Below are 15,623 nucleotides of genomic sequence, written 5' to 3' on the forward strand. Positions count from 1 at the left end.
CCCTACGGCGGCTCTTCGAGGTGACAGGCCACCCACTGCTCCGGTCCTGTGGCGCGAAGTACCGGCTCCTCGGTCCGGCAACGATCGAAGACGAAGGGACACCGGGTATGAAAGCGACAGCCCTTCGGCGGGTTGATCGGGCTCGGCACGTCGCCCTTGAGGATGATGGGATTGCGCTGGGCTCCGGGCTCCGGCAGCGGCACGGCCGAGAGCAGCGCCTTGGTATAGGGGTGCCTCGGCGCGGCAAAGATCTCGCGCCGAGGTGCCACCTCGACGATCTTGCCGAGATACATCACCGCCACGCGGTGGGTCATGTGCTCGACGATGGCGAGATCGTGGCTGATGAACAGCAGCGCGAGGCCGAACTCGCGCTGGAGATCCTGCAGCAGATTGACGATCTGCGCCTTGACTGAAACGTCGAGCGCGGAGACCGCCTCGTCGCAGACGATCAGCTCCGGCTCGGCCGCGAGCGCCCGCGCAATGCCGATGCGCTGACGCTGGCCGCCGGAGAATTCGTGCGGCCTGCGGTTCAGCGCCTCGCGCGGCAGGCGCACCGTGTCCATCAGCGACGTGACACGGACCTCGAGGTCCTCCGCGGACTTCGCGAGGCCGAAATTGCGGATCGGCTCGGCGAGAATGTCGCGCACGCGCATGCGCGGATTGAGGCTCGAGAACGGATCCTGGAACACGACCTGCACGCGGCGGCGCATCTGGCGCATCGTGCTCGGTGCGGCGTCGTCGATCCGCTGGCCGTCGAGGATGACCTGCCCCGAGGTGATCTCGAACAACCGCAGGATGGCGCGGCCGACCGTCGACTTGCCGCAGCCGGACTCGCCGACCAGCGACAAGGTCTCGCCGCGCGCGATCTCGAACGACACGCCGTCGACCGCATAGACGAATTCGGTTTGCCGCCCGAAGAGGCCCTTGTTGATCGGAAAATGCTTCTTGAGGTCGTTGACCTGGAGCAGCGGAGGACTCATGCCGCGACGGCTCCCTTGGCAGCGTAGTGACAGGCCGCGATGTGGCGCGGGCCTTTCTCTTCCAGTCCCGGCGCATATTGCCGGCAGAGGTCGGTCGCGAGCGCGCAGCGGCCGGCGAAGACGCAGCCCGTGATCGGTTTGCGGAGGTCAGGCACCTGCCCGGGAATCTCGGCGAGGCGGGTCGCGGTGCCCGCGAGCGAGGAGCCGAGCTTCGGTACCGCGCCAAGCAGGCCTTGCGTATAAGGATGGCGCGGGGAACGGAACAGCTCCGCCACCGGCGCCTCCTCGACCTTGCGGCCGGCATACATCACCATGACGCGCTCGGCGATCTCGGCGACGACGCCGAGATCGTGGGTGATCAGGATGATGGCGGCACCGACCCGACGCTTCAGATCCAGCATCAGCTTGAGGATCTGCGCCTGAATCGTCACGTCGAGCGCGGTGGTCGGCTCGTCCGCAATCAGAAGCTTCGGATTGCAGGCCAGCGCCACCGCGATCATCACGCGCTGGCGCATGCCGCCGGACAGCTGGTGCGGATATTCGCCGACGCGCCGTTTCGGCTCGGGAATGCCGACCAGGGTCAGCATCTCGACCGCGTGCGCCTCCGCCGCCTGCTTGTCGAGGCCCTGATGGATCATCAAGGTCTCGCGGATCTGGCGGCCGACGGTGAGCACCGGGTTGAGGCTCGTCATCGGTTCCTGAAAGATCATCGAGATGTCGTTGCCGCGGATCGCGCGCATCTCGCGGTCGGACAGCTTCAGGAGATCCCTGCCCGCGAAGCGGATGCTGCCTGCGATCCGGCCCGGCGGCTCCGGGATCAGCCGCATCAGGGACATCGACGTCACCGACTTGCCGCAGCCGGACTCGCCGACGATGGCGAGCGTCTCGCCCTCGTTGACATGGAAGGACACCCCGTCGACCGCGCGGTTGATGCCGCCGGGCGTGCGGAAATGGGTCTGGAGGTTCTCGACTTCGAGCAAAGCCATCGCGATCAGCCTCGATCCATCAGAGGCAACATCACAGGCTCTTGGCCATGCGCGGATCGAGCGCATCGCGAAGGCCGTCGCCGAGCAGATTCACGGCGAGCACGGTGACGGACAGGAACGCCGCCGGGAAGAACACGATGTAGGGCTTCACCTGCCAGAGCGCGCGGCCCTCGGCCATGATGTTGCCCCAGGACGGGATGGTCGGCGGCGTGCCGGCGCCGATGAAGGACAGGATCGCCTCCGTGATCATGGCGCTGGCGCAGATATAGGTCGCCTGCACCAGCATCGGCGCAACGGTGTTGGGCAGGATATGGCGCAGGATGATCATCGGCGTGCGGGTGCCGCAGGCCACCGCCGCGTCCACATAGGGCTGTTCGCGCAAGGACAGCACGACGCTGCGGACGAGGCGCGAGACGCGCGGGATCTCGGCCACGGTGATGGCCAGGATGACGTTGCCGACGCTGCCGCGCGTCAGCGCCATCAGCGCGATCGCCAGCAGGATCGGCGGGATCGACATTAGCCCGTCCATGAACCGCATCAGGATGCCGTCGGCCCAGCGGATGAAGCCGGAGACCATGCCGATGGCAAGGCCAATCGCCGACGCGAAGATCGCGACCGACAGGCCGACCGTGAGCGAGACGCGTGCGCCGAACAGCACGCGCGAATAGATGTCGCGGCCGAGCACGTCGGTGCCGAACCAGAAATCGGCCGACGGCGCGCGGGTGCGCTTGGCGGGCGCAAGCGCGGTCGGGTCGACCGTGCCGAGGTAAGGCGCAAAGACCGCGATCAGCACCAGGGTCAGCAGCAATGCGCCGCCGATCGCGACCGTCGGATGGCCGCGCAGCAGGCCGACGAAGCCGCGCCGTATCCTGACCGGCCGCAGGATCTCGGGCAGTTGCGGCGCAAGGACGAGGCCGGCCGGAAGCGATTGCGGATTGACGGTGGTGTCGGTCAATAGCGGATCCTCGGGTCAACGAGCGTGTAGACGACGTCGATCATCAGATTGACGAGGACGTAGACGAAGCTGAACAGCAGCACGATGCCCTGGATCACCGGATAGTCGCGGCGCAGGATGGCATCGATGGTGAGGCGGCCGAGGCCGGGGATCGCGAACACGCTCTCGGTGACGACCGCGCCGCCGATCAGGAGCGCGATGCCGATCCCGATCACGGTGACGATCGGCACCGCCGCGTTCTTCAGGGCGTGAATGAACAGGATGCCGCCCTGCCCGAGGCCCTTGGCCTTGGCGGTGCGGATATAGTCCTGTTGCAGCACTTCGAGCATGGCTGCCCGCGTGATGCGGGCGACCAGCGCGATATAGACGCAGCCGAGCGCGACCGCCGGCAGGATCAGGTTCTCGAGCCACGGCCAGAAGCCGGAGCTGAGCGGCGTGTAGCCCTGCACCGGCAGCCATTCCAGCTCCAGCGCGAAGATGTAGGCGAGCATGTAGCCGACCACGAAGACGGGCAGCGAGAATCCGAACACGGCAAAGCCCATGATGACGCGATCGATCAAGCTGCCGGCCTTCCATGCCGCCACTACCCCGAGGGGCACCGCCACCACGACCGTCAGCAGCAGCGTGACGATCATCAGCGACAGCGTCGGGCCGAGACGCTGCCCGATCATCGCCGAGACCGGCAGGTTGGTGAAGATCGAGGTGCCGAGATCGCCGTGCAGGATGCGCCAGACCCAGCTTCCGAACTGGACCAGGAAGGGCCGGTCCAGCCCGAGGCTCTGGCGGATGCGCTCCACATCCTCCGGGCTTGCCTGATCGCCCGCGATCACCACGGCCGGATCGCCGGGCGCGATGTAAAGCAGGCTGAACACGAACAGCGCGACGATTGCCATGACCGGCAAGGTCGCGACGATGCGACGGAGGATGTAGGAGAGCATCTTGCTTCAGCGCACGATCATGCAGATTTCGACACGCCCCAGAAGAACGGCAGCGGCCCCTTGGTGACGCCGGAGACGTTCTTGCGCCAGGCGGTGTAGCTCAGGAAGAAGCCCGTGGGCGCGTAGACCACGTCGTCGAGCGCCGCCTTGTTGAGGCGACCGATGGCAGCCTTCTCCTCGTCGAGGCTCTTGGCCTCGAACCAGGACGCGACCTCCTTCTCGGTGCCGGGGCTGTTCGGCCAGCCGAACCAGGCCTTGTCGCCGTTGGCGCGGATGGCGGTGTAGGGAGCCGGATTGATGCAGTCCGCGCCGGCATGCCAGGTGTGGAACATGTTCCAGCCGCCCTGTCCCGGCGGCGTCTTCTGCGCGCGACGGGAGCCGACCGTGCCCCAATCGGTGGCGACGAAATCGACATTCATGCCGAGCTTCTTGAGCAGGTCCGCGGTGACGTCACCCATTGCCTTGGTGATCGGCTGATCCTGCGCCACGATGCAGGTCACCGGCTGGCCGGAATAGCCGCTCTCGGCGAGCAGCTTCTTGGCCGCATCGAAATCACGCTTGCCCTTCAGGATCTCGCCGCCGACTTCGCTGTAGAGCGGCGTCTCCGGCGTGAAGAAGCCGGGCAGCGGCTTCCAGAGCGCGGTGTCGTCGCCGACTATCGCGCGCATATAGTCTTCCTGGCTGAGCGCCATCAGCACGGCACGCCGCGCCCGCACGTCGTTGAACGGCGCGAACAGATGATTCATCCGGAACGAGCCGATATTGCCCAGCGGATCGCCGATGTCGACGCTGATGTTCTTGTTCTTCTTTAGGACAGGCACGAGGTCGGCAATCGGGTTTTCCCACCAATCGACCTCGCCGTTCTGCAAGGCAGCGGCGGCCGTGGCCGGATCCGGCATCACGATCCATTCGATGCGATCAAGCTGCATCTGCTTGCCGCCCGCGAGCCAGGACGCCTTGTCCTGCCGCGGCACGTAGTCCGCAAATTTCTCGAACACCGCCTTCGCGCCCGGCACCCATTCGCCCTTGACGAACTTCATCGGCCCGGAGCCGACATAGTCGGTGATCTGCTTGAACGGATCGGTCTGCGCGATGCGCTCCGGCATGATGAAGCCGCAAGGCGAGTTGTTCTTGGCCAGCGCGTAGAGCATCTTCGGGAAGGGCTGCTTGAGCACCCATTTGAAGGTGCGATCGTCGACCGCGGTCAGCTCCTGCTGCAGGGCCTTGATCATCAGCCCCATCGGATCGCGCGCCGACCAGCGCGTCAGGCTTGCCACGACGTCCTTGCTGAGCACCGGCTCGCCATCGTGGAACTTGAGCCCGGAGCGCAGCTTGAACGTCCAGGTCGTGCCGTCGTCGGTCACCTCCTCGGACTCGACCATCTGGCGTTGCGGCTTCAGCGAGGAATCGATGCCGTAGAGCGTGTCCCAGACCATCGCGGCGGCATTGCGCACGACATATTGCGTGCCCCAGATCGGGTCGAAATTGGCGAGATTGGCCTGCGGCACGAAACGCAGGGTGCGGGCCGCGGCGCCCTGAGCGATCGCCGGGGCCGACAGGCCGCCCGTCAATGCCAGACCGCCCGCGCCCGCCAACCCCTTCAATACCGTCCTGCGATCCATGAAGTCCTCCCAGTAATGCCGTGATGCCAGCTGTTCATTGGCAAAGGGCAAGTGAAACCGAGCCCATTTGCAAGCAAATGGTATGCCACTAAATGCGCCATCGCCAGTGGGATCTCACCGCCATTTGGGCTGATCCCGGCCTCAAAGAGCGGCCGCCAGGGCCGGCCCGGCCTCGAAATGCGGAATCGCCTCGACCAGCTTGCGCGTGTAGTCGGTCTTCGGATTATCGAACAGGGCCCGGCTCTCGCCCTGCTCCACGATGCCGCCGTTGCGCAGCACGATGGTGCGGTCACACAGCATGCGCACGACGTTGAGATCGTGGCTGACGAACAGCAGGGCAATGTCGTTTTCACGCCTGAGGCGATCGAGCAGCTGCAGCACAACCGCCTGCACCGAGACGTCGAGCGCGGCGGTCGGCTCGTCCAGCACCAGAAGCCGCGGCCGGCAGGCGATGGCGCGGGCAATGCCGACGCGGGCTTTCTGACCGCCCGAGAGCTGATGCGGAAACCGCGGCAACAGATCGAGCGGCAAGCCCACCCGCTCGGCGCATTCCTCCACCCGTTTGCGCAGCCCCTCGCCGGCGCGCATGCCGTCCAGACGCATCAAGGGATGGGCAATGCAATCGAACGCCGTGAAGCGTGGGTTGAGGCTCTCGTTCGGGTCCTGAAAGACCATCTGGATGTCTTTGCGCAGGGGCGAGCGGTGGAAATCGCGCGCCGCCACGTGCCCGATCGACTGCCCGCCGAACACGATGTCGCCTTCGCTGGGATCGATCAGGCGGCAGATCATCCGCGAGGTCGTGCTCTTGCCGGAGCCGGATTCGCCGACGAGACCGACGCTCTCGCCGCCGGCCATCGTCATCGAGAAGTCGGCCACCGCGGCAGAGCCCTGATCGAAGCGCTTGGCGAGCTTCCGTACTTCCAAGAGCGGCGGCGTGCCGTGCGCCAGCGCAGGCCGTGGCTTGCCGAGAACGGCCGTATAACGCTCGCGCTCCTCCTCCGTCACGAGATCTTCGATCCGTGACGTCGCCGTCGGCGATGCCGCAACCAGGCGCCGCGTATAGGCGTGCTGCGGCGCGCCGAAGAGCGTGCTGGGGCTCGCCTCCTCGACGATGCGGCCGCGCTCCATCACGGCGATGCGGCGGCAATAGCGCGCCGCGAGGCCGAGGTCGTGCGTGATCAGGATCGTCGCCATGCCACGCGCGGCGGCAATGTCTGCCAGGAGATCCATCACCACCTTCTGCGTGGTGACGTCGAGGCCGGTGGTCGGCTCGTCCGCGATCAACAGCGCAGGATTGCAGGAGATCGCGATCGCGATCATGACGCGCTGGCACATGCCGCCGGAGAGCTCGTGCGGATAAGCGGTCATCCGCGCCTCGGGATCGCGGATCTGGACCGCGCGCAGCAACTCCAGCGCCTCGGCGCGCGCGGCCTCTTTCGAGATACGCTTGTGGGTGAGGATCGCGTCCGCGATCTGCAGGCCGATCGCACGGATCGGATTGAGCGCCGCCCGCGGGTTCTGGAAGATCATCGACATTGCGGCGCCCTGCAACTGTCGCAGATCATCGCCGCGGAGCTTGGTGACGTTCTGCCCGCGAAACAGGATCTTGCCGCCGGTGACGCGGCCGGCGGCATCGAGCAGCCGCGTCGTCGCAAAGCCGGTGACCGACTTGCCCGAGCCGCTCTCGCCGACGAGGCCGAGCATTTCACCGGCCTTGACGGTGAGCGTCACGCCGCGCACGGCCTCGACCATGCCCCGCCGCGTCGAGAACGCGACGTGGAGGTCGTCGATCCTGAGCAGGTCCTCACTCATGTGCGCATCCGGGGATCGAGAATGTCCCGCATCCCGTCGCCGAGGAGGTTGAAGCACAGCACCGCCAGCATCAGCGCAAGGCCCGGAAACGCCACCAGCCACCAGCGTCCGGTCGAGATGAAGCGTGCTCCCTCTGCGACCATGATGCCCCATTCCGGCGTGGGCGGCTTGACGCCGAGGCCGATGAAGGACAGGCCGGCGGCATTGAGAATGGCCCAGCCCAGATTGAGCGAGATCTGCACCGCCATCGCCGGCAGGATGTTCGGCAGCAGGAAGCGCAGCACCACCGAGAAATGGCTCTCGCCGCAGGCACGCGCGGCCTCAACCCAGCCGACATTGCGCCGGACGTTGACCTCGGCGCGCGCGAAGCGGATGTAGAAGGGAAGATTGATGATCGCAGTCGCGATCACGATGTTCTCGATCCGGTTGCCGAGAGCGGCGACCATCGCCATCGCCAGCACGAACAGCGGAAACGCCATCATCACGTCGACGAAGCGGCCGACGGCGCGATCGAGCCGTCCGCCGGCATAGCCACAGAACGCGCCGACGACGGCCCCGATCACGAAGGAGATGCCGACCGCGGAGATTGCGATGGCAAGGTCGAGCCGTGCAGCGATGATGAGACGGCTGAACACGTCGCGGCCGAGCTGGTCAGTGCCGGCGAGATGCGTGGCGCTCGGCGGCTGCAGGGCTTCCGAGACATTAGAGACCACGGGATCATAAGGCACGATCCAGGGACCAAAGATCGCAACCAGGACGAACAGCGTCACCCCGGCCGCGGCCACCGCCGTCAGCGGGTTGCCGCGCAAAATCCAGACCGAATGGCGAAGTGTGGCGCTGGTCATTCGATCGACACCCTGGGATCGGCGATGCCGTAGCAGATGTCCACGACGAGATTGACCAGCACGAACAGGCTGGCCATCAGCAGCACGAAGCCCTGCACCGGCGCATAGTCGGACGACAGCAACGCGTCGAGCGCATAGGAGGCCACGCCCGGCCAGGAGAACACTTTCTCCACCAGCACATTGGCGCCCAGCATGGTCGAGAACACGATGCCGGCGATGGTGATGACGGGCAGGATCGCGTTGCGGAGCGCATAGGTGACGACGACCTTGCGCCAGGACAATCCGACCGAGCGCGCGGTGCGCACGAAATCGCTGCCGAGCGAGACCAGCATCGAGGCGCGCGTGATCCGCGCCAGCGGCGCGATCACGAACAGCGCCATGCTCACCGCCGGCAGGATCAATTGCCTGCAGGCCGCCCACCAGCCCTCAACGTCACCGGCGAGCAGGAAATCGATCGAGAGGAAGCCGGTGCGTTGCGGCGGCAGCGAGGTGAAGACGTCGATCCGCCCGGTCGGATCAGGCGCCAGCCCGAGCAGATAATAGAAGACGTAGATCAACAGCAGGCCCGAGACGAAGGTCGGCACGCAGACACCGAGCGCGCAGAACAGCCGCACGCCGTGATCGATGATCGATCCCGGCCGCAGCGCCGCGATGACGCCGAGCGGCACCGCCGCGATCAGCGCGATCAGGAGTGCGGTGAAGGTGAGCTCCAGGGAGGCCGGCAGCCGCTCGCGGAGGTCCTTCAGCACCGGCTGGCCGGTCATCATCGAGCGGCCGAGATTGCCGTGGCCGATGTCGGAGAGATAGAACACGAGCTGCTCCGGCACGGATTTGTCGAGCCCCATCTGCTTGCGGATCTGCTCGATCTCCTCCTTGCCGGCATTGGGCCCCGAGGCGAAGAACACCGCGGGGTCGCCGGGCAGGACGCGCATCAAGAGGAAGGTGAAGACCAGCACACCGAACAGCGCCGGCAGCGACGACAAGAGCCGCCTGCCCGCCCGCACCATCGTTGCACCAAGACCGGTCGTCACCATTCAGTGTCCCTGCTGGCCGCTGATGTCACTTGCGGCTGACATCGCGATAATCCACCTGGCGATGGAACTCGTAAGTGTAGCCTTCGATCGACGGCGCCATCACCGCGTCCTGATTGGGTTGCCACAGCATGATTTGCGGCATCAGGTCGAAATGCATCGCGTTGAGCTTGCGGCCGGCTTCCTCGTACTTTGCCTTATCCGGCTCAAAGCGCGCCTCCTGCGCAATCGCCGCAAGGTCGGGGTTGTTGATCGAGCTGTAATTCCAGCGCTGACTGCCGGTGTAGAAGTTGCGGTAGAAATAGTCGGTCGACGGCAGCCAGGCGACGATCCCTTCGGTGAAGAACGGCAGCTTCTTCTCGTTGATCTGCGTCGACATCTGCGCGTCCGGCAGCTTCTGGATGTCGACCTTGATACCGATCTTGCCAAGCGACTCCTTGACGAGGGCGGCCATCGGCTCGGCGGTCGAAGCCTGGCCGACGTTGAAGCTGAAGGTGGTCGAGAAGCCCTCGGGAAGACCAGCGGCTTTGAGGTACTCCCTGGCCTTGTCGAGATCGAGCTTCAGCGGCTGCTGGAACGGATAAATGCCGTTCGCCGGCTTGCCGTCCGCCCAGGTCGCGCCAAACAGCGGCGCCCCCCGGCCGAACAGAGCGGCCTTGAACATGTCGTCATAGGGCAGCGCGGAAGCGATGGCGCGGCGAACATTGACGTTGTCGAAGGGCGGGATCTGGTTGTTCATCGAGACGAAGGTGACCGCGTTGTATTGCGGCGTCGAGATCACCTTGAGCTTGCCCTTGGCCTCCAGCGACTGCACGTCGCTCGCCTGCAGGTCGAGCACGAGATCGGCATCGCCGCGTTCGACGAGGTTGGCGCGGGTCGCCGGCTCCGGCACCGACTGCACGATGATGCGCTTGAAGAACGCGGGCTTGTTGGCCGAGCCGCGATTCCAGCTCTCGTCGCGCTTGAGAATCACCTGCTCGCCGGGCTTGAAACTCTCGACCGCATAGGCGCCGCTACCGGCAGTGTGCTCCTTCAGCCAGGCCGTGGCCCAGGGATCGTCAGCCGTCGCGTGCTCTTTTGCCACTTTCGAGTTGATGATCATCGGATAGACGGTGGCAAGATTAGGCAGCGCAAGCTTGTCCGGTTTTGGCAGCGTCACCTCGATGGTGAGGGGATCGATCACCTTGAACTGATCGGCTGACGTCAGCGAGCCCGTCAGCAGCTGCGCCTTGCCGAGGATCGGCGCGGTGACGCAGCGGTCGAGCGACCACTTCACGTCCTCGGCGGTCACGGGCGAGCCGTCCTGGAATTTTGCATCCTTGCGCAGGCGGAAAGTGATCTTCAGGCCGTCGGGACTGACGTCATAGGATTCGGCGAGCTCGCCGGTGATCGTGTCGAGGTCGAACACCCATTTGCCGTTGAGCTGCTTGCGGCCGAATGCCACCAGCCGGTCATAGGTGCTCATGCTCAGCGCGAAGGATTCGCGCGTCGAACCGGGAATGTTGGGATCGAGCGTGTTGACGGAGGCGCCGGTGACGTAGCGCAAGGTCTCGGCCCGGGTTTGCGCCTGCGAAGGCGCGGCGGCGATGAGCAACAGCGCGGTGGTGGCGAGGACGGACGACGCCAACCTGAAAGACACAAAACGCATTGGTTTTTCCCTGAATTTCGAACGAGAACGCCAGCAAGGCAGGTTCAAAAAGAAGCAAGTTGCGCGCCAGTCTCATCGGGCGTTTTTGAGGACGCATCGTCGCGGCGGCGCATGGATGATCACAGCGATTCCCCCATTTTTCGCGCCGGCCGCGCAACCACGGCCTGCGGCACGTCATAGGCGCTGAGCGAGGCCCAGTGACGCGCGATATCGGCGCGGAACAGGCCGCGCGTCAGGCCGTGGACCAGCTTTGGAACAGCGGTCGTCATCGCGTTGATCGACGATCCCGACGGACCGAAGCTCATGGTGGAGGCGATGGCGAAGAGATGGACGTCGGAGATCCACGGCGTCGTTCCCGGCACGCGCTCGGTGAAGGAATAGTCGTCGGCAAGATAGGGAAAGCGGCCGAGCCGTTCGTTGCGTTCGTCTTCCGGCGGCTGGTAGCGGTCGGTCCAGATGGCGATGTTGCCGGCGAAATTGGCGAGCTCGCCGCGACCGGCAAAGTCCATGTCGATGCCGGTACCGCAGATGACGAAATCGGCCGTGATGGCTCCGCGTGGCGTCTGGAGTTCAACGCCTTTGCCGGTCTTGCGCGCGGCTTCGACCGGCGCGCCCTCGTGCAAGATGAAATTGGCGTGACGCGCGCAGCGGTCATAGGTCGGTTGCGGAAATCCCTCGCGCATTTCGAGGATCTTGCGCATGAAGCGCCAGCGCCAGGCATCGTCGAGATCGCTAAGATGACGCAGGAAGCCGCGAAAGGTCAGCCAACGATAGGGCTGGATGACCTGGATCTGCGCACGGCGGCACAGCAGGTGCACCTCGGCGGCTCCGGCTTCCAGCGCAGTCGCCGCATTATCGAAAGCGGAGGCGCCGGCACCGATGACGGCGACGCGCTTGCCGCGCAGGCTTTCGAAATCGATGTCGTCGGCAACGGTTGCAACGGAGCTCGCCGGCAGATGCGCTAGCTGCTCCGGGATCATCCAATCGCCCATGCCCTCCTGCCCCGTCGCGAGCACGATCTTGCGGGCATAGAGCGTTTCGTCCCCTCCTGCCCGTTTCACGCGCGCAGCAAGAAGGCCGCCAGCCGCCGGCGCGATCTCCAGCAGCTCACAAGCATTGCGCACCGGCAGGCCGACCGTGCGCCGCAGCCAGAGCAGGTACTCTGCCCAATGCTCCCGCGCGATCAGGCCGAACTCCTGCCAGCTCGCCTTGCCGAAGCGGGCCTCGTGCCAGGATTGGTACGTCAGGCTGGGGATATCGAGATCGGGCCCGGTATAGTCCTTCGGGCTGCGCAATGTCGGCATCCGGGCGTAGGTGAGCCACGGGCCCTCCTTCCCCTCCTCGGCCTTGTCGATCAGCAGAATGTTGCTGACGCGCGAGCGCAGCAGGCCAAAGCCGATGGCGATGCCGGACTGGCCGGCGCCGATGATGAGGACATCCAGCGCCGGCTTGCCATCGGGTCCCGTTTTGGGATCGAGCCAGGCAGCGCCGGGATGCGCGATCCTGGAGAGATCGGCGCGAATATCGGCTTCGAGCTGGGTGAGCGCCTCACTCATGCCGCGAGCCAGCCTCCGTCGACCACCATCACGGTGCCGGTCGTGAACGAAGAGGCGTCGCTGGCGAGATGCAGCGCGGTCTGCGCGATCTCCTCGGCCTGGCCGAACCGCTTCATGGCGTGCCGGTTGCGCGAGGCTTCGCGCACTTCGTCCGGATTGGCGTGGCGGGCAAAGCTGCGGCGAAGCATCGGCGTGTCGATCGCGCCAGGCGCGATCGCGTTGACACGGATGCCGTCGGTGGCGAAGTCCACCGCCATGGTCCGGGTCAGGCTGATGATCGCGCCCTTGGCCGCGATATAGGCGCTGTTGCCCTTGCCGCCGGCAATGGCGAGCTGCGAGGCCAGCGTGATGATCGAGCCGCTGTTCTGCCGCTGCATCTGCGGCACCGCGGCCCGCGCCCACAGCCAGGTGCCGCCGACATTGGCGCGGAACACCGCATCCCAGTCATCCAGGTTCGTCGTCAGCACCGTGCCGCCACAGGAGAAGCCGGCTGCCGTCATCAGGATGTCGAGCCGGCCGTGCCGGGCCACGACGTCGCCGACGACCGTCTCGGCGAATGCGGCATCGCCGACGTCGCCGACATGCATCGTTGCCTCGCTCACCAGCCTCAGCGTGTCCTCGAGGCCAGCGGCATCACGATCGACCAGGGCAAGGCGCGCGCCCTCCTCCGCGAACAGTTTTGCGCTGGCGCGGCCGATGCCCGAGCCCGCGCCGGTGATGATGGCGGTGCGCCCATTCAGCCGCATCTCAGATCCACTCCTTGTGCTGCTCCAGCCAGGCGCTCATCGCGGCAGCGGACTCGGCGCAGCCGAACCGCGCGCGCCAACCGAATTCGTCGGCCATTCGCGTCACCGACAGCGGCGCGCGATAGGGCCCGTGCAGCTTGATGGCCGTCTTCTCTCCGGGCGCCGCCAGCCGGCACTCCAGGCCGGGATGCAACGCTGCGAACGCCTCGCCCCATTGCAATGCGGGCCACGCCCCGCCGTTCGAAATGTTGTACAGCCGGTGACGAGGGCGCTCGGCTTCGACCAGAATCGCGACAGCTTCGGCAGCGTCCGGCGCGTAAGTCCAGTCTCGCAGACCCGGCTCCGGCATGATGGCCGGCTCGCCGCGAGCGAATGCGGCCAATATCTGATATTGGAGGCTCGGCGTATCGCGCACGGAACCGGGGCGCTCCCACGGCCCGAAGACCGCAGTCAACCGCACACTCAGGAAATCACCGCCAAAAAGTTCGGCGTGCCGTGCCACCGATCGTTCCGAGGTGAACTTGCTGATGGCGTAGAACGAGACGGGATCGCAGGGCGTTTCCTCGTCCAGAATGTCGACCCGCGCACCCGCCGCGCCATAGGCCGAGGCCGACGACAGATTGACGACGCGGCGAACGCCATGGCGGATCGCGGCTTGCAGGATCGGGATCTGGGCCATGACGTTGATCTCGAGAACGCGCGCGGTCGATGCCCTTTCGAGGTCATCCCCGGCGGTCACCGCGGCGCCCAGCACGATCGCATCGCAGCCCTTTGCGATAAGGGCATCGATGGTGTCTGCGTCGGTGACATCGCCCTGCACCGCTTTGAGCCGTGCGCCGTAGTCGGCAAGAGATCGCTGCGCGGATGGCGGCAACGGTGCACGATCATACAGCGTCACCTCGTGCCCACGCGCGAGCAGCACCTCGGCCAGATTGAGGCCGACAAAACCGGTGCCGCCGAAGATGATGATCTTCATCGCGCGCGATCCACCATCACAGCAGCTTGGCTCCAAAATTCCGCTCCGGATCCATGTCGGCAACGAGCCGGCCGGTCGGCCTGGCCGCCTCGCCGCCGCTGCGCGCCAGGAATTTTCCGCTGCCGGCGCGCGCAAGACACTTGTCGCCCTCGATGATCACGCGGCCGCGCGAGAGCACCGAGACCGGCCAGCCCTTCAGCTGGCGGCCCGCGAACGGCGTGTAGCCGGCGAGATCGTGCATCATCTCGTCGGCGATGGTGACCTCGCGGGTGGGATCCCAGATCGCGATATCGGCATCGGCGCCGACGGCGATCGAGCCCTTGCGCGGATGCAGATTGTAGATCTTTGCCGGCGCCGTCGCGGTCAGCTCGACGAATTTTTCCAGGCCGAGCCGTCCCTTCGACACCATCGCGTCGAACAACAGCGGCAGCCGCAGCTCCAGGCCCGGGAGGCCGTTGGCGACCTGCTTGAAGTTGGGATTGGGACCGGCGCGCAACTTGCCGGTCTCGTCATAGCGATACGGCGCGTGATCCGACGAGATGGTCTGGAGATCGCCGAGCGAGAGCGCCTGCCACAGCGCCTCCTGGTCGGCATGCGTCCGCGGCGGCGGGCTGCACATCCACTTCGCGCCCTCAGCACCCGGCTTGTCGAGATCCGCAGCGGTCAGGAACAGATATTGCGGGCAGGTCTCGGCGAAGACCTTGAGCCCCTGCCCGCGCGAGTCGCGGATCACCTTGGCACCCTCGGCTGTCGAGACATGGAAGATCATGATCGGCTGGTCGATCAGCGCCGCCATGCCGATCAGCCGGGTGAAGGCTTCCGCCTCCGAGACGCGGGCGTGGCTGACGGCGTGGTATTTCGGCATCGTGTAGCCGCGCGACAGCAGCCGCTTCACCATCCAGGCGATGATGCCGTGGTTTTCGGCATGCGCGCACAGCATCGCGCCGGACTGGCGCGCAGCGAGCAGGATGTCGAGCAGCGGCTCGTCGTCGACCTTGAGGCGGTCGTAGGTCATGAAGATCTTGATCGAGGCATGGCCCTGCTTCACCAGCGCGGGAATGTGCTCCTCGACCGTCTCCTTGGTCGCGTCCGCAATGATCATGTGAAAGGCGTAGTCGATCACCGCACCCTTCTTCGCCAGGGCGTGATAGTCCTCGACGACCTGCGGCAGCTTCATGCCGACATGCTGAGCCGCGAACGGGATCACCGTGGTGGTGCCGCCGAAGGCGGCGGAGACGGTCGCGCTCTCGAACGTATCGGCGTTCATGATGCCGGCGGCCGACAGCTGCTCGATATGGGCGTGGCTGTCGACACCGCCGGGCAGCACCAGCTTGCCACGGGCGTCGATTTCGCGCTTTGCGGGCGGAAGCCCGCGGCCGATCGCCGCGATGGTCTCGCCGGAGATGGCGACGTCGGCCTCGAAGACGTCGGTCGTGGTGGCGACGCGGCCGCCGCGGATGATCAGGTCGTAAGCGGGTTCAGTCATGAGGCACTCCGTGATAGGCTCAAGGCACGTTCGCTAATTTTC

13 protein-coding genes are annotated in these 15,623 nt (G+C 65.8%); all 13 read right to left on the reverse strand.

What is annotated here, in order from left to right; genetic code table 11:
* Nucleotides 1-2: 2 nt before the first annotated feature.
* A complete protein-coding gene (locus ACNJYA_RS24800; protein ID WP_439363631.1) occupies nucleotides 3-980 on the reverse strand; it encodes an ABC transporter ATP-binding protein in 978 nt (325 codons plus the stop codon).
* Nucleotides 977-1,966, reverse strand: coding sequence for an ABC transporter ATP-binding protein (locus ACNJYA_RS24805; protein ID WP_439400878.1), 990 nt, complete (start codon nucleotides 1,964-1,966; stop codon nucleotides 977-979). The genes ACNJYA_RS24800 and ACNJYA_RS24805 overlap by 4 nt, the downstream gene beginning before the upstream one ends.
* 31 nt (nucleotides 1,967-1,997) lie before the next feature.
* Nucleotides 1,998-2,921, reverse strand: a complete 924-nt coding sequence (locus ACNJYA_RS24810; protein WP_172784407.1) for an ABC transporter permease — start codon at nucleotides 2,919-2,921, stop codon at nucleotides 1,998-2,000.
* A complete protein-coding gene (locus ACNJYA_RS24815; protein WP_172784406.1) occupies nucleotides 2,918-3,859 on the reverse strand; it encodes an ABC transporter permease in 942 nt (313 codons plus the stop codon). The genes ACNJYA_RS24810 and ACNJYA_RS24815 overlap by 4 nt, the downstream gene beginning before the upstream one ends.
* 17 nt (nucleotides 3,860-3,876) lie before the next feature.
* Complete coding sequence (locus ACNJYA_RS24820) at nucleotides 3,877-5,481, reverse strand: ABC transporter substrate-binding protein (protein WP_439400879.1); 1,605 nt, start codon at nucleotides 5,479-5,481, stop codon at nucleotides 3,877-3,879.
* A 141-nt stretch (nucleotides 5,482-5,622) separates the two neighbouring features.
* Nucleotides 5,623-7,293: a nickel ABC transporter ATP-binding protein NikE gene (nikE, locus tag ACNJYA_RS24825; RefSeq protein WP_439400880.1), complete on the reverse strand. Its 1,671-nt coding sequence runs from the start codon at nucleotides 7,291-7,293 to the stop codon at nucleotides 5,623-5,625.
* Nucleotides 7,290-8,138 (reverse strand): ABC transporter permease, encoded by an 849-nt coding sequence (locus tag ACNJYA_RS24830; RefSeq protein WP_439400881.1) that lies wholly within the window; start codon nucleotides 8,136-8,138, stop codon nucleotides 7,290-7,292. The genes nikE and ACNJYA_RS24830 overlap by 4 nt, the downstream gene beginning before the upstream one ends.
* Entirely contained in the window at nucleotides 8,135-9,169 is a 1,035-nt protein-coding gene (locus ACNJYA_RS24835; RefSeq protein WP_212256988.1) for an ABC transporter permease, read from the reverse strand. The genes ACNJYA_RS24830 and ACNJYA_RS24835 overlap by 4 nt, the downstream gene beginning before the upstream one ends.
* Nucleotides 9,170-9,197: 28 nt before the next feature.
* Nucleotides 9,198-10,817, reverse strand: a complete 1,620-nt coding sequence (locus tag ACNJYA_RS24840) for an ABC transporter substrate-binding protein (RefSeq protein WP_260383053.1) — start codon at nucleotides 10,815-10,817, stop codon at nucleotides 9,198-9,200.
* A 119-nt stretch (nucleotides 10,818-10,936) separates the two neighbouring features.
* On the reverse strand, nucleotides 10,937-12,373 hold the full coding sequence (locus tag ACNJYA_RS24845; protein WP_439363634.1) for an NAD(P)-binding domain-containing protein: 1,437 nt from the start codon (nucleotides 12,371-12,373) through the stop codon (nucleotides 10,937-10,939).
* A complete protein-coding gene (locus tag ACNJYA_RS24850; protein WP_439363635.1) occupies nucleotides 12,370-13,119 on the reverse strand; it encodes an SDR family oxidoreductase in 750 nt (249 codons plus the stop codon). Before ACNJYA_RS24850 ends, ACNJYA_RS24845 begins: the two co-directional genes overlap by 4 nt.
* A gap of 1 nt (nucleotide 13,120) precedes the next feature.
* Nucleotides 13,121-14,095: an NAD-dependent epimerase/dehydratase family protein gene (locus ACNJYA_RS24855; RefSeq protein WP_439400882.1), complete on the reverse strand. Its 975-nt coding sequence runs from the start codon at nucleotides 14,093-14,095 to the stop codon at nucleotides 13,121-13,123.
* A gap of 16 nt (nucleotides 14,096-14,111) precedes the next feature.
* Nucleotides 14,112-15,581, reverse strand: coding sequence for a dihydropyrimidinase (hydA, locus tag ACNJYA_RS24860; RefSeq protein ID WP_439400883.1), 1,470 nt, complete (start codon nucleotides 15,579-15,581; stop codon nucleotides 14,112-14,114).
* Nucleotides 15,582-15,623 lie beyond the last annotated feature (42 nt).

It is taken from the genome of Bradyrhizobium sp. BLXBL-01 (assembly GCF_051853025.1).
Classification (GTDB): Bacteria; Pseudomonadota; Alphaproteobacteria; order Rhizobiales; family Xanthobacteraceae; genus Bradyrhizobium.

Excerpts from the sequence above, each read along its gene's own strand:
- hydA (WP_439400883.1), bottom strand. The coding sequence starts at position 15,581 with ATGACTGAACCCGCTTACGACCTGATCATCCGCGGCGGCCGCGTCGCC.
- nikE (WP_439400880.1), bottom strand. The coding sequence starts at position 7,293 with ATGAGTGAGGACCTGCTCAGGATCGACGACCTCCACGTCGCGTTCTCG.
- ACNJYA_RS24845 (WP_439363634.1), bottom strand. The coding sequence starts at position 12,373 with ATGAGTGAGGCGCTCACCCAGCTCGAAGCCGATATTCGCGCCGATCTC.
- ACNJYA_RS24820 (WP_439400879.1), bottom strand. The coding sequence starts at position 5,481 with ATGGATCGCAGGACGGTATTGAAGGGGTTGGCGGGCGCGGGCGGTCTG.
- ACNJYA_RS24830 (WP_439400881.1), bottom strand. The coding sequence starts at position 8,138 with ATGACCAGCGCCACACTTCGCCATTCGGTCTGGATTTTGCGCGGCAAC.
- ACNJYA_RS24840 (WP_260383053.1), bottom strand. The coding sequence starts at position 10,817 with ATGCGTTTTGTGTCTTTCAGGTTGGCGTCGTCCGTCCTCGCCACCACC.
- ACNJYA_RS24805 (WP_439400878.1), bottom strand. The coding sequence starts at position 1,966 with ATGGCTTTGCTCGAAGTCGAGAACCTCCAGACCCATTTCCGCACGCCC.
- ACNJYA_RS24850 (WP_439363635.1), bottom strand. The coding sequence starts at position 13,119 with ATGCGGCTGAATGGGCGCACCGCCATCATCACCGGCGCGGGCTCGGGC.
- ACNJYA_RS24815 (WP_172784406.1), bottom strand. The coding sequence starts at position 3,859 with ATGCTCTCCTACATCCTCCGTCGCATCGTCGCGACCTTGCCGGTCATG.
- ACNJYA_RS24800 (WP_439363631.1), bottom strand. The coding sequence starts at position 980 with ATGAGTCCTCCGCTGCTCCAGGTCAACGACCTCAAGAAGCATTTTCCG.
- ACNJYA_RS24855 (WP_439400882.1), bottom strand. The coding sequence starts at position 14,095 with ATGAAGATCATCATCTTCGGCGGCACCGGTTTTGTCGGCCTCAATCTG.